At 35.3% G+C, this 19,564-nt stretch carries 17 protein-coding genes; 11 read left to right on the forward strand and 6 right to left on the reverse strand.

Annotated elements, in window-relative coordinates; translation table 11 throughout:
• Positions 1-5 precede the first annotated feature (5 nt).
• Positions 6-1,163 carry an efflux RND transporter periplasmic adaptor subunit gene (locus IR010_RS01985; RefSeq protein WP_194601148.1) on the reverse strand — a complete coding sequence of 386 codons (1,158 nt, stop codon included), beginning with the start codon at positions 1,161-1,163 and terminating at the stop codon, positions 6-8.
• A gap of 270 nt (positions 1,164-1,433) precedes the next feature.
• Between IR010_RS01985 and IR010_RS01990 the strand changes: the two genes are divergently transcribed.
• From IR010_RS01990 to IR010_RS02000, 3 genes are read left to right on the forward strand one after another with little or no spacing between them, the layout of a single operon-like run.
• Positions 1,434-2,477, forward strand: a complete 1,044-nt coding sequence (locus IR010_RS01990; protein WP_194601150.1) for a sensor histidine kinase — start codon at positions 1,434-1,436, stop codon at positions 2,475-2,477.
• Complete coding sequence (locus IR010_RS01995; protein ID WP_194566462.1) at positions 2,477-3,208, forward strand: LytR/AlgR family response regulator transcription factor; 732 nt, start codon at positions 2,477-2,479, stop codon at positions 3,206-3,208. The genes IR010_RS01990 and IR010_RS01995 overlap by 1 nt, the downstream gene beginning before the upstream one ends.
• A gap of 15 nt (positions 3,209-3,223) precedes the next feature.
• Complete coding sequence (locus IR010_RS02000; protein ID WP_194601153.1) at positions 3,224-3,517, forward strand: DUF3861 domain-containing protein; 294 nt, start codon at positions 3,224-3,226, stop codon at positions 3,515-3,517.
• A gap of 54 nt (positions 3,518-3,571) precedes the next feature.
• Here the strand turns inward: IR010_RS02000 and IR010_RS02005 are convergent, their stop codons facing one another.
• On the reverse strand, positions 3,572-4,183 hold the full coding sequence (locus IR010_RS02005) for a thioredoxin family protein (RefSeq protein WP_194601156.1): 612 nt from the start codon (positions 4,181-4,183) through the stop codon (positions 3,572-3,574).
• Between the two features lie 12 nt (positions 4,184-4,195).
• Positions 4,196-4,672, reverse strand: coding sequence for a TlpA family protein disulfide reductase (locus tag IR010_RS02010; protein ID WP_194601159.1), 477 nt, complete (start codon positions 4,670-4,672; stop codon positions 4,196-4,198).
• A gap of 312 nt (positions 4,673-4,984) precedes the next feature.
• Here IR010_RS02010 and IR010_RS02015 point away from each other — a divergent pair, with 312 nt between their 5' ends.
• From IR010_RS02015 to IR010_RS02025, 3 genes are read left to right on the forward strand one after another with little or no spacing between them, the layout of a single operon-like run.
• Positions 4,985-5,821 (forward strand): sulfite exporter TauE/SafE family protein, encoded by an 837-nt coding sequence (locus IR010_RS02015; protein WP_194601162.1) that lies wholly within the window; start codon positions 4,985-4,987, stop codon positions 5,819-5,821.
• 4 nt (positions 5,822-5,825) lie between these two features.
• Complete coding sequence (locus IR010_RS02020) at positions 5,826-6,215, forward strand: DUF1634 domain-containing protein (RefSeq protein WP_029269820.1); 390 nt, start codon at positions 5,826-5,828, stop codon at positions 6,213-6,215.
• Between the two features lie 33 nt (positions 6,216-6,248).
• Complete coding sequence (locus tag IR010_RS02025; protein WP_194566471.1) at positions 6,249-7,271, forward strand: LLM class flavin-dependent oxidoreductase; 1,023 nt, start codon at positions 6,249-6,251, stop codon at positions 7,269-7,271.
• Between the two features lie 137 nt (positions 7,272-7,408).
• Here the strand turns inward: IR010_RS02025 and IR010_RS02030 are convergent, their stop codons facing one another.
• Positions 7,409-9,856 (reverse strand): TonB-dependent receptor, encoded by a 2,448-nt coding sequence (locus tag IR010_RS02030; RefSeq protein WP_194566473.1) that lies wholly within the window; start codon positions 9,854-9,856, stop codon positions 7,409-7,411.
• A gap of 219 nt (positions 9,857-10,075) precedes the next feature.
• Between IR010_RS02030 and IR010_RS02035 the strand changes: the two genes are divergently transcribed.
• Positions 10,076-11,356 carry an acetyl-CoA C-acetyltransferase gene (locus IR010_RS02035; protein WP_194601165.1) on the forward strand — a complete coding sequence of 427 codons (1,281 nt, stop codon included), beginning with the start codon at positions 10,076-10,078 and terminating at the stop codon, positions 11,354-11,356.
• Between the two features lie 86 nt (positions 11,357-11,442).
• Here the strand turns inward: IR010_RS02035 and IR010_RS02040 are convergent, their stop codons facing one another.
• Complete coding sequence (locus tag IR010_RS02040; RefSeq protein WP_194601168.1) at positions 11,443-12,054, reverse strand: FMN-dependent NADH-azoreductase; 612 nt, start codon at positions 12,052-12,054, stop codon at positions 11,443-11,445.
• Between the two features lie 106 nt (positions 12,055-12,160).
• Between IR010_RS02040 and IR010_RS02045 the strand changes: the two genes are divergently transcribed.
• The 4 genes from IR010_RS02045 (at position 12,161) to IR010_RS02060 (ending at position 17,275) form a co-directional block, all read left to right on the forward strand.
• Entirely contained in the window at positions 12,161-12,532 is a 372-nt protein-coding gene (locus IR010_RS02045) for a winged helix-turn-helix transcriptional regulator (RefSeq protein WP_029269809.1), read from the forward strand.
• 236 nt (positions 12,533-12,768) lie between these two features.
• Entirely contained in the window at positions 12,769-15,687 is a 2,919-nt protein-coding gene (locus IR010_RS02050) for a PQQ-dependent sugar dehydrogenase (protein ID WP_194601171.1), read from the forward strand.
• A gap of 256 nt (positions 15,688-15,943) precedes the next feature.
• The gene (locus tag IR010_RS02055; RefSeq protein WP_194566481.1) at positions 15,944-16,378 is read left to right on the forward strand and encodes a DUF1810 domain-containing protein; all 435 of its coding nucleotides are present in this window, start codon (positions 15,944-15,946) and stop codon (positions 16,376-16,378) included.
• Positions 16,379-16,666: 288 nt separating this feature from the next.
• A complete protein-coding gene (locus IR010_RS02060; protein ID WP_194601174.1) occupies positions 16,667-17,275 on the forward strand; it encodes a hypothetical protein in 609 nt (202 codons plus the stop codon).
• A gap of 245 nt (positions 17,276-17,520) precedes the next feature.
• On the opposite strand, the gene IR010_RS02065 is transcribed toward IR010_RS02060, so the two are convergent.
• Entirely contained in the window at positions 17,521-19,515 is a 1,995-nt protein-coding gene (locus IR010_RS02065) for a heavy metal translocating P-type ATPase (RefSeq protein ID WP_194601177.1), read from the reverse strand.
• Positions 19,516-19,564: the final 49 nt, after the last annotated feature.

The raw sequence follows: 19,564 nt of genomic DNA on the forward strand, positions 1-19,564 counted from the left end.
GGCTTTTATTTTAAGTCTGCGTAAACCGTTTCTGGTTGCTGATTTTGAGTTTTTATTTCGCTTCCTTCTTTTAAAGAGGCAACTCCTTCTAATACAATTTGATCTCCAGCTTTTAAGCCGCTTGTTACTACATAATAATTTCCAGCTGTGTTTTCAAGTTTGGTAATATTGACGTTTTTCGTTTTTCCGTCTTTTCCTACTGTTACAACAAAAATTTTGTCCTGAAGTTCAAATGTAGCGCTCTGAGGAACGATCATAGCATCTTTTACTTCATTTGGAATTCGAACTGTCGTGCTGCTTCCGCTTCTGATAATTCCTTTTGGATTAGCAAATCTTGCTCTGATGTTTACAGAACCAGTTTCAGTATTAATAAGTCCATTTACAGTTTCAATACGACCTTTTTCAGTGTACTCTGAACCGTCTGAAAGTAATAATGAGACAGGTGGGAATTGTTTGATTTTCTGCGCTATTGTAGTTCCAGAACCGCTTTGTGTAAAATTCAGTAAAGCTTTTTCATTCATAGCAAAATAGGCATACACATTTCCAATACTGGAAACAGTCGTTAAAGCTTCAGCTGTATTTGAACTTACCAAACTTCCTAAACGAAACGGAATTGAACCTACAACTCCATTAACTGGACTTGTTACAGTAGTATAGCCTAAATTAGTTTTAGCATTTACTAAAGCCGCATTTGCCTGAGCCAAATTAGCAACCGCCGATTCATAAGTATATTGAGCCGACTCTAAATCATATTTACTTATAATTCCTTTTTCGACAAGAGGTCTTACTTTGTTAACAGCCAGTTTTGCCGCACTTACTTCTGCTTGAGCACTTTTAATGCTTGCCGCCGCAGTACGAACCTGCTGCTCATATTCTGGAGCACTGATTTTAAACAAAGGCTGGCCTGCTTTTACAACAGCACCTTCATCAACAAAAATCTTATCAATATAACCTTCCACTCTTGGACGGATTTCTATATTTTGCTGCCCTTGAATACTCGCAGGAAAATCAGTATTTAATGTTGCTGACTCTGGTTGCAATACCAGTGTTTTATACTCTTTAACTTGAGCCGCTCCGGCTTGTGCCGCTTGGTCGTTTTTATTTCCACATGAAGTGATGATAACTGTTGCAGCAAGAATGCCTAAAAAAGATTGCTTATTCATTTTTATCAAATATGAGATTATCTATTTATTAATAAACAAAGGAACTAAAATAGTGTAAGCGGCAATTTTTCAATAGACGTAGAGGCCAATAGAATCGACATAAATGGATTGTCACACGATTAAAATTATACAGATGCATCTACAGCCTTTTCAATTGAGGCTCGTCGTCTGTAAAGCGGTTTTTAGAGATTATAGCGCCATTTTGGACGATTGGTTAAAAGATCATATGCAAATAAAATGTAATATTGTCAATAAAAATCATAACTTATAATGGCACCAAACCTTTCTAGACCCTATATGTTTGCGGGATTACATATCCTTGCCTGGTTATTATTGGGATTTATCATGCTATTTTATATTCCTATAACATGGAATGTAGTTTTGCCGTCTGTTTTTTGGCTTTGGCAGATTATCATATTGATTCTCTTAATTATTATTTTTTACTCTAATGCAAAAATCATAGTTCCAAAAACAATCATAAGAAACAACACCACTCCTTATTTAGTCTGGTCTTTTCTTATAATTTTTGCCATGCAGATTATCGCGTATTTTTATTCTTCTCAAACCGATGTTCACACTAAAGTAAGTTTGGTTTTAGGTTTTACAAAATACAGAAATCCTTATTTTGACAATTATGTTTTAATGCTCACTTTGCTGGTTTTGGGTATAAGTACAAGCTGGTCAATGCTGCAATATTGGCAAAAAGCAGCCCAACATAAACAAAAACTGGAACAAGATAAAACAGCCGCAGAATTAGCAATGCTGAAAGCACAGATTAATCCGCACTTTTTCTTTAATTCGCTTAACAGCATTTATTCTCTTACTTATACTGATATTGAAGATTCGAGAAATGCGCTCCATACGCTGAGCAGAATGATGCGATATCTTCTTTACAGCACTGAAGAAAGAACGACATTGCTAAAAGAAGCCGAATTTATGAGAGATTTTATCGCGATCATGAAACTTCGAGCTAACAGCAAATTGACGATTACAACAGATATTCCAGAAAAAATACACGATTACCCAATTGTTCCGATGTTATTGCTACCTTTAGTAGAAAATGCTTTTAAACACGGTATTCATGCCACTGATAAAAGTCTAATACATATTTCGCTTATACAGAAGGGAAACATTCTTGAATTTGAAGTAGAAAATACCTATTTCGAAAAATCTTCAACCACTGACGAAGGCGGTATTGGATTAACAAATACAAAACGCAGACTGCATTTAATTTATCCGAACAAGCATTCATTAAAAGCTGGAATTGGCAAAAATGGCATGTATAATGTAAAACTGCAAATAACTTTAGACTAATGACAACATTAAGATGTATAGCAGTAGACGACGAACCACTCGCATTAAAACTCGTAGAAACTTTTATTGAGCAAACACCATTTCTGGAATTAATCTCCAGCTGTGACAATGCCGTTGAAGCCATGGGTTTAATTCGCGAAAAACAGCCCGATCTTGTTTTTTTGGATATTAATATGCCGAATTTAACGGGAATGGAATTAGCAAGACTTTTACAAGAACAGCCTGGAATATCGCCAAAGATTGTTTTTACAACTGCTTACAATCATTATGCTATTGAAGGTTATAAAGTTAATGCCATTGATTATCTTTTAAAACCTTTTAGTTATGAAGAATTTTTGCGCGCTGCAAACAAAGTGCGCCAATTGGTCGAAGAATCTTCACAAGAAAACCACTCTTTTAATCCTGATGATGAATTTATATTTTTAAAGGTCGAATATCATTGGGTAAAAGTGAATTTAAAAGACATTTTATATATCGAAAGTTTGAAAGATTATGTAAAAGTGCATCTTGAAAATTCAGATAAAGCCTTAATGTCGCTCATTTCTTTAAAAGCGCTTGAAGAAAAACTGCCTTCATCAAAATTTATGCGAATGAATCGTTCTTTTATTGTTGCACTAGAAAAAATAAGTGCCATCAGCAAGAACTCCATTTTTGTAGATAAAATTGAAATAACTGTGGGAGAGCAATACAAAGAAACCTTTAAGGTAATTGTAGATAAATGGATAAAATAATTATGTAATTATCAGATGGAAAAAAGATCTAACAAATATCATTTGACATTAAAATTGTCGCAATATGCAAACGGCGAAACAGAGCCTGCCCAAGAACTTGAATTAGATTTCGATAATCACGATGAAATTTTCACTATTATCGAAAGAATGAAAAACAAAAACCTTTTTGATACGCCTGAAGAAGCAACTCAGTTTGCACTTGGCTTGAAATTATTTGGAGAAATAAAATTAAAACACCGAAAAAATCCTCTTTTTGACGAGTTGAATGAAGTATTTCCTGTCTTTATGAAAAAACTAAAAAGTCTATAGAAAATAAAACGCCTCAATAATGAGGCGTTTTATTATTAGAAGAAAATCTAAAAATTAAGCTTTTGCTTTTCTTTTTACAGTACATCCAATCTCTTTTGTTTGTGTCACTGCAGGTTTTTTATTGCTTTGTAATGCTGCAATAGCCTCTTCGGCATATTTCGTTTTTTCTGTTTTTGTTCCTTCTGGATCATTGTCAATCGCCCCAACATATTCTATAACATTTCCTTTTGCCGATTTAGAAACGATAAAAAGATGCGGTGTATGTTTTGCACCATATTGATCTGTAATTTTTTGTCCTGCATCATACAAATATGGAAATGGATATTTTTTCTCTTTTGCTAAATCCTGCATTTTATCAAACGAATCAGCTTTTGAAGCTTCAGGATCATTTGGGTTAATAGCAATTACAGGATATCCTTGAGATCTGAATTTTTTATCCAACTCAATAATTCTTTGCTCATACGCTACAGCATACGGACAAGTATTACAGGTAAAAACTACGATAAAGCCTTTTGCTTTTGGATAACTTGCAAAAGAAATTTCTTTACCGTCCACATTTTTCAATTTAAAATCTGGTGCAGGATCTCCAGCTTTCAGCGTTGCATTTTGAGCCTGAGAAATAAAAGCAGAAAATGCCAGTACTAATAAAAGAATTATTTTTTTCATGGTTTAAGAGGTTTACAGTTTTTTATATTCATTTAATAATTGTTCGTACGTAAATTCCGTTTCGACAAATTTTCGTTTATCACCTTTGATGAAAATGGTTGCCGGAATACTGCCTGACCAAGAAGGATCAATACGGTCAATATATTCCTGCGGACTGCTTTCATTCAATAAAAAGACTTCATTTTTCAGGTTTTTTCTTTTCACAAAAGGAATAACTGAGGTGCTTAATTTTGATTTAAAATCGACACTAACTAATAATACCGCTAATTTTTCTGTTTTAAATTCGGATTTCAACTTTTCAAAATGTGGTAATTCTTTAATACAAGGTGCGCACCAAGTTGCCCAAAAATTGACTACGTAAGTACTGTCTTTTCCATTTTTTATTCTTTCGTAAAGCTGATCAACATTAATCAATTTTACATTTTGGCTATATGACGATCCTGAAAAAATGACCAATAGAAATAGGTAAACAAACAACTTGATTTTCATAAAGACAGCCTTTTAGAATTAATTTCTTCTTACAAATATAAACTAATGAAGTTTTAGTTTTTGTTAATAAAAGTTTAATGCATTGAAATTAAACGTAAAGATCTCTAAGTAATAAAAAGGTCTCCTAAGTTTTTAAGTTAAATAGGCATCCTGTTCCATAGGAACATTTCATCGGTACAAAAAAATGTTTATTTTCAACGTCGTTCCGTAAAATAAAAAAAACGTTTTCGTCTTTTTAAGTATTTTTTAAGCTCCTAAAAACTCCCTCAGCAAATTTCTATTCGTAAATTAGCGGAAACAAAATTTATCCGAATGACAGTACTTACATTTACCCTGATTATGATTCTTGGCGCTTTTTTAGCGGGTTTTATTGGTTCATTATCAGGTTTAGGAGGCGGTATTATTATTATTCCGCTTTTAACAGTCATTTTAGGAGTCGATATTCATTATGCTATTGGCGCGGCATTGGTTTCAGTAATTGCAACTTCTTCGGGTTCTGCAGCTGCTTATGTTCGGGAAGGAATTACCAATATGCGTCTGGGAATTTTCCTCGAAATTGCCACTACAATCGGTGCTGTTTGCGGTGCATTGCTTTCCACAATTGCTCCTACTTCATTCATCGCCGTTTTATTCGGACTTACTTTAATTTTCTCGGCTATAAACTCACTTCGAAAAAAAGAAGAACATATCGTATTAGAATCTAGTTCATTAGCAAAAAAGCTAAAACTTCAGGGAACTTATCCTTCGCATGACGGAGAAGTAATCAGTTACGGAACCAAAAATGTAGTTGGAGGTTTTGGAATGATGGGAATTGCCGGAATGATGTCGGGCTTGCTCGGAATTGGTTCTGGTGCTTTCAAGGTAATCGCTATGGATAATATTATGAAAATTCCGTTTAAAGTTTCGACTACAACCAGCAATTTTATGATGGGCGTTACGGCAATGGCAAGTTCTGTTATTTACATTCAAAAAGGATATATCGAACCCGGAATTTGTATGCCTGTTGTTATTGGCGTTTTGTTTGGAGCAATGGCGGGAGCCAAAGTATTAGTGAAAACAAACCCTAAAAAACTGAGAATATTTTTTGCCTGTCTGATTTTTGTACTTGCAGTAAATATGATTTATAACGGAATTAATGGAAAAATCTAAAGTTATGCAAAACGAAAAATTTGGAGAAAAAGACTTTCAATCCATTATAGGGAATCTATTGCGCTATGGCGTTTGGACTTCATTATCAGTGGCTTTTGTTGGCGGAATTGTATATTTAATGCGACATTCTACAGCTATTGAAGATTACTCCGTTTTTAAAGAAAATGACCAAAATATTTTTGAAGTAATATCTTCTGTTTACAAAGGCGTTATTCAAGGAAATGGCGAATCGCTTATCTTTTTTGGAATTATACTGCTGTTTTTAACGCCGGTATTTCGAGTTTTACTTTCGTTGTTTTCTTTCCTTTTAGAGAAAGACTACCTTTATGTAGTGATTACTTCAATCGTTATTTTAATCATTATTACAAGTGTCTCGCTGGGATTTTCACATTAATTGCTTAAAGACTAAAGCTAAAAAATTAAAAAAATGGAAATAGGAATAGATAGTTTTGCTTCGGCAATGTACGGAAGCAACAACAGTTTAAGCAGTGTTGATGCTATGGAACAGCTCCTTCAAAGAATTGAATTGGCAGATCAAGTTGGTCTTGATGTATTTGGAATTGGAGAGCATCATAAAAAAGAGTTTTTAGATTCGGCTACAGTTGTAATTTTAAGTGCCGCAGCTTCAAGGACAAAAAACATTAGATTAGCGAGTGCTGTTTCGGTTTTAAGCGCTGCAGATCCTGTGAGAGTGTATCAAAGTTTTGCCACATTAGATTTAATTTCTAAAGGAAGAGCTGAAATTGTTGTAGGACGAGGATCATCTATTGAAGCGTATCCCCTTTTCGGATTTAATCTGAATGATTATGATGCTCTTTTTAAAGAAAAATTGGAACTTTTTTTACAAGTTAGAGACAATGAATTTGTGACTTGGTCAGGAAAATTTCGTCCAGCAATAAATAATCTTCCGGTTTATCCGAGGGCATTGCAGGAAAAACTGCCCGTTTGGTTAGGCGTTGGAGGAACTCCAGAATCGTTTATTAGAGCTGGAAGCCTTGGTTTGCCTTTAATGGTAGCGATAATTGGAGGTCAGACACACCGTTTTCGTCCACTGATTGATTTGTACCGTCAAGCTGGAGCAGCTGCAGGTTATAAACCAGAAGAACTTAAAGTAGGAATACATTCGCCAGGTTATGTTGGAACTACAACAGATAAAGCAATTGAAGAATACTATCCGGGCTACGCTGAACTTTGGACAAAACTAGGACTCGAGCGCGGTTGGCCACCAGTAACAAAAGCCAAATTCGATGGACTTATTGATGACGAAGGCGTTTTGATAGTAGGTGGTCCGGAGCGTGTTGCTGAGAAAATTTTGCGACACAGCGAATCACTTGGCGGGATTTCAAGATTTACTTTCCAAATGGATAATGCAGGGCTTACTCACAACCAATTAATGAATGCGATAGAACTCATTGGAACAAAAGTAATTCCTTTGATAAAAAAAGGGTAGTTTTTTGGCCACAGATGTCACAGATTAAATGGATTTTTATAACCTTTGACCCTCTGTAACTCTGAACCTTTGTAACTTAAAAAAAAAGCATCCCTTTACGGATGCTTTTTTTATGAAAAATTCGAGATGAAAAATTCTTAGAATTTATAAGTTAACCCAACTCTAAAGTTTCTTGGCTGTTCTGTCTGCCAGTAGTAAGCATTAAGGTAAGAATAGTAAGACCCGCTGTAAAGGTATTTATCCAAGATATTAAAAACATTTGCTGTAACTTTAATTTTTCCAATCTCATAAGACAAACCTCCATCAAGCTTGAAATAACTTGGCAGTTTTTGAAGTCCAACACTCCAAGTATCCGTTTGGCGTCCGTCAAGGAAGGTTCCTCCAATAGAAGCTCCAAATCCTTTGATTTTACCGCTTTGAACCGTATAATTTAGCCATGCATTTGCAACATGTTTAGAATATCCAGGTACAATGTCGCCAACTTTAATTCCGGTTGCAGCAGAAACCGCTGGGTCAACTTCATTTACAATAGATTCTGTAAAGGCGTAGTTTGCAATAAGATTAAGGCCATCAAAGATTTTTCCTCTCAAATCAAGCTCAACACCCTGCGCTCTTTTTTCTCCCAAAACAACAGAATATTGTTCTCCAGGACTATTAGCAGGATCAGATGTAAGTTCGTTTTTCTTTAAAATGCTGTAAGCTGCTAAAGTTGTACTCCATGAACCGTCAAACCAGTCTTTTTTGATACCGATTTCCATATTATTGCCCGTAAGAGGTTTTACTTTATCACCGCTTTTAATAATACCTGATTGAGGTGTAAAAGCTTGATCATATAATCCGTAAATGGCAAGACTTTCTGTTACAGAATAACTTACTCCTACACGTGGTGTAATATGAGAATCTGAGATTGGCGCACCGCCCCAGCTTGCTTGGCTGATCCAAGTGTATCTTGCAGCCAGAGTCAATCTTAATTTATTTTCAAAGAAACCCAATTCATCTTGAGCATAACCAGCAGCATATTCTGAATTCATAATACCACCCGCAGCCAAAGCTCTGTCTTTTAAAGAAGTTGCTCTGTCAAAATTCGGCATTCCGTTTGAAGGCGGGCCATAATTTGGAGCATTTACATTAAATGGATTATCAACAGTGTCAAGATCATGCGACTGACCCCAATCTGCAATATAATCTTTGCTTCCTAAGTCTATTCCACCCAATATTTTATGGCTTACTGAACCTGTGTTGAATTTTCCGTTCAAAAATATTTGACCTAGGTACATATTGCTTTCAGAATCCCAAATACCAACATTTCTAATAATTTCACCATTGGCAAGAGTTCCCTCTGGAATACCGTCAAAATTTGAATCTACTGGACCTGGACCTACAGCACTTGGCCATGAGCTGTATCCTTTTTGAAGATATTTAAAGTAAGTTGTCTGAGCAGTAAGTTTCCAGTTGTCATCAAATTTATGTTCAAAAACCAAGTATCCGCTGTGGTCGTTAATTTTTGTATCCGGCAAACCTGGCTGTGTCATAGTAAAGTCTACAGGCATTGTTGCGTAACCTCCAGAATCAGCACCAAAAACATAGTACGAACCTACTTCTGTCATATTGGCCATTTGATAATTGTATTCTAAAGTAACTTTGGTTTTATCATCAATTTGATAAGAAAGAACCGGAGCAATTACGTAACGGTCATTGTGCTCAAAAGGACGATGAGATCCTTTTTTCTGAAATGCACCATTAAATCTGTATAAAAATTTACCTTTTTCATCAAATTTACCGTCAAGATCTATACTTGCTCTGTAAAAATCATAGCTTCCTGCCATAACAGTCGCTTCGTTTTTTGTAATTCCGGTTGGTTTTTTAGTAACTACATTATAAAGTCCGCTTGGATCTCCGCTAGAAAGCATGAATCCTGCCGGTCCTTTTACAAATTCAATATGATCTACAAAACTCATATCTTCTGTTAAGGGGCCCCAAAAAGAAGAAACCACATTAAATCCGTTACGGAAAGCTTGAATTTGAGATCCACGCATCGTGATATTTGTGTACATATCTCCCCAGTGCTCTAAACGCACCGCTCCACTCACATTACGGATAACGCCATCACTCATACTGATAATTTGCTGGTCTTTTAAAGTCTGGGCACTAACAATTTGAATGTTTTGCGGAATTTCAAGTATCGGAGTCTGAAGACGCAGTGACAATGAAGGTTTGTCTTGTTTGTATTTATTTTTTGTAATAATTACTTCATCAAGATCTTCCTGGCTTTCAGAAAGTGAAAAGTTTTTATTTGTAGTTTGTTTTGCTGTAACTACAATTTGATCTTCAATTCTATGAATTCCTACAGAACTGATTGTAATGGTATAAGACGCTGGTTTTACATTTTTAATTTCGTATTGTCCGGTAGAATTGGTTACTGCACTATATTTTGTTCCTTTAAGAGCAACTGAAACATTTTCTGCAGGGACATTACCACTTAAAGTAACTTTTCCGCTCACTTTTCCCAACTCTTGACTCATCATGTTTAATGAACCCAAAAGAACTGTTAAGAAGAAAATTTTTTTAATACTATTTATATTCATTTTAGTAAGGTGTTAAATTTCGTTGGCAAAAGTAACTCCTAATATCTTGTTTTCCAAATTATATTTATTCATTCTAAATAAAAATAAAAAAGTACAGCTTTAATTTTATTATAAATGCTCTAAATAAAATTATCTTAAGTACTTAATATCATATTACAAATAACTCTTCCTATCTTTATTCTTAGAAAATAAAATTAGTCCTTCCCTAAAAAAATAAAAATGAATCACAACAATACCATTAGAAAAGTCGCCATTGTTGGCTATAATAGAATTCCGTTTGCACGCGCCAATACCGCTTACGCAGAAGTTGGAAATCAAGAAATGATGACAGCCGCCTTAAACGGACTTATCGATAAATACCATTTAAAAGGTCAATTATTAGGTGAAGTTGTTGGTGGTGCCGTAATCAAGCATACATCTGACAGTAATTTGATCAGAGAATGCGTTATGAAAACCAGTCTCGATCCTGCAACGCCAGCCTGCGATCTCCAACAAGCGTGCGATACCGGAATAGAAAGTGCCATTTATATCGCCAATAAAATTGCTTTAGGACAAATTGATTCTGGAATTGCAGGAGGTGTAGATTCTATTAGTGACATGCCGATTGCAGTAAGCGAAAAATTGAGAAAAATTTTGCTGAATGCTCGAAAAGCAAAATCATTGGGAGAAAAAATCAAGACTTTCTTAAAACTTCGTCCCGCAGATTTAACGCCTTTGGTTCCGAGAAACGAAGAATCTCAAACCGGACTTTCAATGGGCGGTCACACTGAAATTACTGCAAAATATTATAAGATTTCAAGAGAAGACCAAGACAATTTAGCACTTAAAAGCCATTTGAATATGGCAAAAGCTTATGATGAAGGTTTTTTTGATGATATGATCACACCTTTTAACGGATTAGACAAAGATAATAATCTGAGAAAAGACAGTTCAATCGAAAAGTTAGCCAAATTAAATCCGGCATTTGACAAAACAAACGGAACATTAACGGCTGGAAACTCAACACCTCTTACAGACGGCGCATCGTGTATACTTCTAGCCAGTGAAGAATGGGCAAAAGAACGCGGACTACCTATTCTAGCTTACATTACTTTTGCAGAAGTTGCTGCGATTGAATATGTCAAAAATCAGCAGAATCTTTTACTAGCACCTTTATTCGCCGCCAGCAGAATGCTCGAAAAAGCGGGACTGACTTTACAGGATTTTGATTTTTATGAAATTCATGAAGCTTTTGCTGCTCAGGTTTTGGCAACCTTAAAAATCTGGGAAAGCCCCGAATTGAGTGCCGAATTAGGTTTAAAGAAAACACTCGGCGCAATCGACAGAGAAAAACTGAATGTAAAAGGCAGCAGTCTTGCAGCTGCGCATCCTTTTGCTGCAACTGGAGGCAGGATAATTGGTGTTATGGCTAAGTTATTAAACGAAAAAGGTTCAGGAAGAGGATTTATTTCGATTTGCGCTGCCGGCGGACAAGGAATTACAATGATTATCGAGAAATAATAATTATTTTGATATTAAAAATAAAACGGTCATCATTGTCAAAGTAAAATGACAATGATGACCGTTTAAATTTGTATATGACTCAATTAAAAAGCAAAATCTTCAACTGCTATTAAAGCTTTTGGCAAAGCATTCTCAGCTAATTGTGGGATTGCAGAACCTTCGACACGAAAAACAGTAACATCTGTAATTCCTAAAAATCCAAAAACCGTTCGCAGATAAGGTTCAGAGAAATCATAGCTTTGGTATGGTCCCTCAGAAAAAACGGCACCGGAAGCAATAGATAAAATCACTTTCTTATCTGTCAATAATCCTTTTGGTCCATTTTCATTATAACTAAACGTTTTGCCAGCTCTTGCAACCTGGTCAATCCAGCCTTTTAATACTGCTGGAATTCCAAAATTATAAAGAGGAACACCAATCACAACAATATCAGCTTCTATAAGATCTGTTGTAGCCTCATCTGAGTATTTTAAAGTTTCGTTTTGAGCGTCGCTTCGCTGTTCTGCCGGAGTATAAAGAGCACTAATATCTAATCCGCTTAAATAAGGCGAAGGCGCTTTCGAAAGGTCAAGCGTTTTAACCTGAGTTTCTCCGTATGTTCTTTTCAGTTTTTGTAGAATAGCATTAGATAATTTATTGCTAAATGAAGCATCTCCTTTGGTACTTGTTACTATATTCAGAATCTTTTTACTCATTTTATACTTGTTTTGTTTATAATACAAACTTATGTACATTTGCTATCTCTTTTATAGTACTATCCTCAAGGATAGCGCTATCTTTGAGGATAGTAACAGTATAAATATGAAAATAGCAAGTAAGAAAACGGAGAAAATTGCCTGTCAGCCAGAAGAATGCTTGTCTTCACTGCTTCCGGTAAGAGATGCATTAGAGGTTTTAAGCGGCAGATGGAAAATCCCCATATTGATCACTTTATCAAATCGACCGAAACGATTTAAAGAAATTTCTAAAGATATAAATGGCATTACAGATAAAATGCTTTCGAAAGAACTTAAAGATCTAGAAATAAACAAATTGGTTACCAGAACGGTTTACGATACTTTCCCGCCAACTGTTGAATACGCCTCAACAGAACACAGCAAATCTTTAAAAGATGTGATAATGGCGCTAAAAGATTGGGGAACTTTACACAGAAAAGAAATTATAGGAAAGTAAAAAACACATCGTATTAAATAAAGCTGCAAGTTATTTTCGCACGCTGATTTTATAGATTTAAAACATTTTTTTTTAATCTTCTAAATCATTTTAATCTGTGCTATAATAAAAAACTTAGCCACTTTGCGCCTTCGTGGCAATCATCTCAATCTTCAAAAGAAATTACTGGAAATTAAATAATTAGGAAGAAAAAGATTAAATTTGGTTGCCCAAATTATTAATCATTCTGAATAATTATGAAAAAAAACCTACTTTTCACGTCTTCAAGGCGACAATTACTCACTTTACTGCATGCTATCCTTTTGATGATCGCATCACAATCTTATTCTCAATACATTACACAAAATCTTGCTCCGACAGCCGTCATTAAAGAAGGGCTTTCTTTAGAACAATCTTCTGATGGCCGAATTTTTATTGCAGAAAGAGGCGGAATAGTAAAGGTGTTTCAAAACAATGTTGTCTCTACTGTTTTTACCGTTACAACCGTAACAGATAATGAACAAGGATTACTCGGATTAACACTTCACCCTGATTTCGCGACTAACGGCTACATTTATGTATTTTATTCGATTAACGACGGAACTGTAATCAGACATCGAATTGAAAGAATTAAAATTAATACTGCCAATCAAGTGGTTAGCAGACAGGAGATTTTGCTTTTAGAACCTATTGGAGGCGGTTTTCATAACGGAGGAGATTTAAAATTCTTTAACGGATTTCTTTACGTTACAGTTGGAGACAGTCAGCTGAATACCAATTCTCAGGATTTGGATACCTATAAAGGAAAAATCCTCCGACTTACAGAAGACGGACAGCCGGCTCCAGGAAATCCATTTTATGGAAGCGGTTCGGTACAAAGACAAAGCATCTGGGTTTACGGGTTTAGAAATCCGTGGCGATTGGTGCCAAATGTTGCTGCCAATAAATTATTTGTTTTGGATGTTGGAACTTCTTGGGAAGAAATAAACGAAATCAGCAATCCAGCCATTCGTAATTATGCATGGGGGCACCCGCAAGGAGGTGACGGAAAACAAACGGAAACTAATTTATTTACTAATCCCATATTTACATACGCGACCGGCAGTATCGGAAATGCTTTAACGAATGGTGTATTGTATAATCCTGCTATTTCTCGTTATCCTAATCTTCAGGGACAATTCATCATTAAAGATTATGTCAGAACACAAATAAGATCTTTTGATCCTAATATTGCTGATCCTGTTTCGACTACATTTTTTGAAGCACCACAGCAATACGCACTTGGAATGATGTTAGGAAATGATGGATACATCTATTATTGTGCTTACGGAAATAATGGTTCTCTAATCAAATTGGACTATATTGAAACTGCAGCTCCAACAATAGTAAATCATCCTGTTTCTCAAACTGTAATGGCAACTTCGCCAGTAACTTTTACCGTTTCGGCGAGCGGAACTGGTTTAACATATCAATGGCAATTTAATAATATAAATATCAACGGCGCGACTGGTGCAAGTTACACGATTCCAAACGTTACAACTGCAAATGCAGGCGCTTACAAAGTAATTGTTACCAATACCGCAGGAAACGTAACCAGTAATCCTGCAACACTTACCGTAACGCCATTTACAAATCCGCCAACTGTTACTTTAGTTTCACCATTGCCAACTTTAAAATGGAATGCCGATGATGTAGTTCATTTTGAAGCCACAGCTACAGATACGGAAGACGGGACTTTGCCAGCAAGTGCTTTTTCATGGAGTATGGATTTATTTCATGAAGATGTTCCAGGAGCTGGCCACTCGCATCCCGGCGCAAGTCCGCAAGGGGTAAAATCTGGCGACTTTACGGCATCCAATCAAGGTGAAAAGACACCAAATGTATGGTATCGTTTTACTGTAAAAGTAACGGACAGCAACGGTTTAACTGCGTCTTCTTTTGTGGATATTAAACCGAATTTAGTTGGTGTTACAGCTACTTCTTCGCCGGCACTACTTAATTTAGAATTCAATCAAAAACCAGTTTCTGCGCCTTCTACAAAACAAGTTGTGGCGAATGCTGCTTTACAAACTTTAAACGCTCCTACTCCACAATACGTTGGCAATATTCGTTACGATTTTGATCATTGGAGCCAAGGCGGAGCAGCAAATCAAACTTTTAAAGCTCCAGCCACAGGAACGATTACTTATACTGCATTTTATACAGCAACGACGCTTGCCAATGCGCCTTATCTAGGAACAGTTGCTCAAATTCCAGGAATTATTGAAGCCGAAAATTATGATGTTGGACCAAGTGCTTTTTTAGATAAAAATGGCGGAGGAGATACTGCATATCGAGCGGGAGACGGTGTAGGAACAGAAGCCTGCAATGAAGGCGGTTTCAATATTTCATATGTAGCGAAGGATGAATGGCTGAAATATACAGCAAAAGTAAATACTGCTGGAACTTATACTATAAATTTAAGAATTGCATCTCCGTACGCAAACCGAAAATTACATCTTGAAGTCGATGGCGTTAATAGCACTGGAGTTGTTAATATTCCGAACACTGGAGGTTTTCAGGCTTGGCAAACGTTTGCCATTCCAAATATAGCTTTGACTCAAGGTACGCATGTCATTACTTTATATTTTGATGAAAATGACATCAACGTCAATAAAATGGAATTTGTACTGACTGGTAGTGTCGCTGCTCCTATTGCCGATTTTGAGTTTACGCCACAAATGGGCTGTATTAATACTGCTGTGACTTTCACTTCAGTTTCAGTAGGAACCGTAGATAGTTATACTTGGAATTTTGGCGCTGGCGCTCAGCCTGCAACCGCAACTGGAATTGGACCGCATTCGGTTATTTTTTCTACAGAAGGAAATAAAGAAGTTTCACTCACAGTAACAAACGCAACTGGAAGCAATACCAAAGATGTTATGTACATGGTTCATAACTGTAATCTTGGTGTTGAAATTCCAACTGAAGACTCTAATAAAATTAGAATCTATCCAAATCCATCAACTGGAATATTTCATTTGTCTAAAGAGCTAAAATGGACGCTATTCTCTCCTTTGGGAATCAAAATCAAAGAAGGTTCTGGAAATATAATTTCGATTGCAGAACAGCCAACTGGAATATATTTTGTAAAAACAAATGAAACCAGTAAAGCGATCTCAATAAGCAAACAATAAGACTTTATAAAAATCTCGCAAAGAAACAGTACGCAAAAAATAAATTTTGCCTATTCACGACTTTGCGAGATTATTTTTTAGGTGTTTAATACTATTATTTTCTTTTTTTGTAAAGTAAATCTGCAAGTTCTTCTTATCTGAATCATTTCTCTTATTTATAAAAAAAATAGCAGGAAAAAAAAGATTTCAGCGCATACAACTAAACATATTTTCAGTAGTTTTATGACCTGATCTCCCAAATAAATATCAGTAAAGAATGGCCTACAATACAAATGAATTGCTTCGGTTTTTAGATGCACAAAATAAGTTATATTTAGTTGCTCTTGATGAAATTAAAAAAGGAAAGAAAGAATCTCCGTGGATGTGGTTTATTTTTCCTCAGATAAAAGGAATGGGTTCAAGCGACAATTCAAAATTTTACGCAATTAAAAGTGCAGATGAGGCAATCGCTTTTCTAGAACATCCAATTTTAGGAAAACACCTTGTCGAAATTACCGAAGAATTGATCAGAAAGGAAGAAAAAACAGCTGAAGAAATATTTGGAATGCCCGATGATGAGAAATTAAAATCTTGCATGACTCTTTTTGCCAGCATCCAAAATACACAACCTGTTTTTCAGGAAGTGCTGCATAAATATTTCGATGGCTCTTCAGATTTTCATACGTTGCAATTATTATACAGCAATCTTTAAAGTCAGAAAGTTAGCATTATAGTTACGTTTTCTTTAAATTGAAAAGTGACTTTCTAAATTAGATATTTGTATTTGTAACATTGTTGCGTTTACTTAATGGGAATTGCAAAGTGATATAAGTGTTAAAAAATTTAACCGCAAAGAGCGCTAAGATTAGCAAAGTTCGCAAGGTTTTACACAAAGCTTTGCGAACTTTTTGTTTGCATTAAACTTTAATAAATAAAAGCCTTTGCGTGCTTTGCGGTTAAATACAATCTAATTTTAGTATTTTTAATAAAAAGTGCATCAATGAAAAAAATAATTTTAATAATCGTTGCCGTTATTATTGTTTTATACGCTTTTAAACAATTGGTTTACAAACCTTATACATGGAGAAAAGCCATAAATAATCCAGAGCATAAATTGCAGCTGGGCAGTTTTGTTTTTTGTAAACAGCGAGGGGCAAACGGCAGTCAAAGCATGCAGAATTATTATTTTATTTTTAAAGTAATTGAAATAAACGGAGATTATGTCAGGCTTTCTGTTATTCGTCAGTTATCTGATAAAGATAAATTGCAACAGTCTGATTTTTCGACTACAAAAGATGCGTTTAAGGATTTAAAAGATACTATTAAGCACATTACTATTACTCCTATTCTTCCTGAAGATTTATACAAGGAAGGTGCTTCTTTTACTTTAAATGATTATTTGTTAGATAAATATCCTTCTCTAAAAAAGTCTCGTTTTTATTATGAAGACGTAAAATTAGATGCAAACGCAACAGAATATTTTAGTTTGGTTTATTCTAAAGAAGAAATTTTAAAAAGGGGAAAATTGGTTCCGTGGATATTAAACAACAGCGACAAACATGAATTAGCTGAAAGATTATCTGAGGATATCGATTTGATTCTTAATTAGTTTGAACTAATTTAATCGAAAAGTACGAAAAGATTACGCGCGGTTCGCAAAGTGTAAAGTCAAAGCTTTGCGGACATACTAGATTTTTTAACCTTGCTTTTCAAAACTACTATGGAATCCTGATTTTAAAAATTTTTACATTGAAGAAAGATGGATTGAAATTTTGAATACTATTTAATAAGTGAACCATATTTATAGCAAAAGCCCAATTCAATAAAATGAATTGGGCTTTTGAATATTTAAGTTTAAAACTTCATTTTCTGAATTCTGACTGCGTTCAAAATCGCTAATAATGCTACGCCAACATCGGCAAAAACGGCTTCCCACATAGTAGCCAGTCCGCCTGCGCCAAGAATCAACACAAAAGCTTTAACGACAAAAGCCAAAGTGATATTTTGCCACACAATTTTTTTGGTTTGCTTGCCAATGTTTATCGCCATCGGAATCTTGCTGGGTTTATCGTCCTGAATCACTATATCTGCAGTTTCGATAGTGGCATCGCTTCCTAAGCCTCCCATTGCGATTCCAACCGTACTTAAAGCAATTACGGGTGCATCGTTTACGCCGTCGCCAACAAATGCTACTGTTTCGTTTTTAGCTTTAATTTCATTTAATTTACTGACCTTATCTTCTGGCAGTAAATCTCCAAAAGCCTGTGCAATTCCAAGTTTATCTGCAACAAATTGTACCACATTGGTTTTATCACCGCTGAGCATCGTTACTTTAACACCTAATGCTTTTAGTTTATCGACTGCTTCTTTCGCATCTTCTTTAATTTCATCTGCAATAGTAATGTAACCAGCAAATTTTCCGTCGTATGCAATGGCAATTGTAGTGTAAACAACTGAATTTGGATCTAAATCATATTTAATATTAAATTTATCCATCAATTTGAAATTCCCTACATGCAGTTCTTTTCCGTTTATTACAGCTTTTAATCCGTGTCCTGAAATTTCCTCGACATTTTTCAATTCAATCGAAGCATCAACCTGACCAACATGATTGTGAATTGCAGTTGCAACTGGATGTGTACTTTGACTTTCTAGAACATTAACTAATTTCAGGATTTCATCTTTATCAAATTCATCTAAAATAATAACTTCCTGCACTTTAAAAACACCTTCAGTCATGGTTCCTGTTTTGTCCATCACGACATTCTGAATCGTCGAGATACTGTCCAGAAAATTGCTTCCTTTAAAAAGTATTCCGTTTTTGCTTGCTGCGCCAATTCCCCCAAAATAACCAAGCGGAATACTAATAACCAATGCACATGGACAAGAAATTACCAGAAACACTAAAGCGCGATACAGCCAATCATTAAAAACATAATTATCAACAAATAGCATTGGCAATAAGCAAATTGCAATTGCAAGATACACCACAATTGGCGTATAAATTTTAGCAAATTTTCTAATAAATAATTCTGCCGGCGCTTTTTTAGTCGTGGCATTTTGAACCATTTCTAAAATTTTAGAAAGCTTGCTGTCACTATAAGCTGTGGTTACTTTTATTAAAGCAATAGTATTTTCGTTTATCATTCCGGCCAAAACGTTTTCGCCTTTTACTTTTGTATCTGGCTTGCTTTCGCCTGTAAGTGCTGCTGTATTAAAAGATGCCGTATCAGAAAGCAACTCTCCGTCTAAACCTAATTTTTCTCCCGCTTTAAGCTGAATAATAGATCCTATTTTTACGTCGGCCGCTTTGACTTTTGTGGCAACATTATCTTCTAAAACAGTAACTTCATCTGGTCTTTGGTCTAATAAGCTTTTGATATTCGATTTTGCTCTGCTAACAGCCAAACCCTGAAAATTTTCTCCAATAGTATAAAAAAGCATTACAGCAACACCTTCAGGATATTCGCCAATTGCAAACGCTCCGATTGTAGCAATGCACATTAAGAAAAATTCTGAAAATATATCGCCTTTTATAATGCTTTCGTAAGCTTCTTTCAAAACCGGAAGTCCAACAGGCAAATAGGCTACGATATACCACGCCATTCTAACATATCCTGAAAACCAGTTTTGCGGAAAATAGTTTTCAAACACAATCCCAATAAGCAATAAGACAAATGAGATTATAGCTGGTAAAAACATTTTAAACAAACTGCCTTCAGCATTATGTTCATGATCGTGGTCGTGCCCGTCTTCATCAGAATGGTTATGATCTTCGTGTACTGCACAGCATCCCGATTGATTGGTTTTCTTTTTGATTATTTTTTCTTCTATATCTTGGTGTATCATATTATAATTTCAAGTTTTATTTGTGTCAAGTTTCAAGTTAAACCTTGTC

The organism is Flavobacterium sp. MR2016-29 (genome assembly GCF_015350695.1).
Classification (GTDB): domain Bacteria; phylum Bacteroidota; class Bacteroidia; order Flavobacteriales; family Flavobacteriaceae; genus Flavobacterium.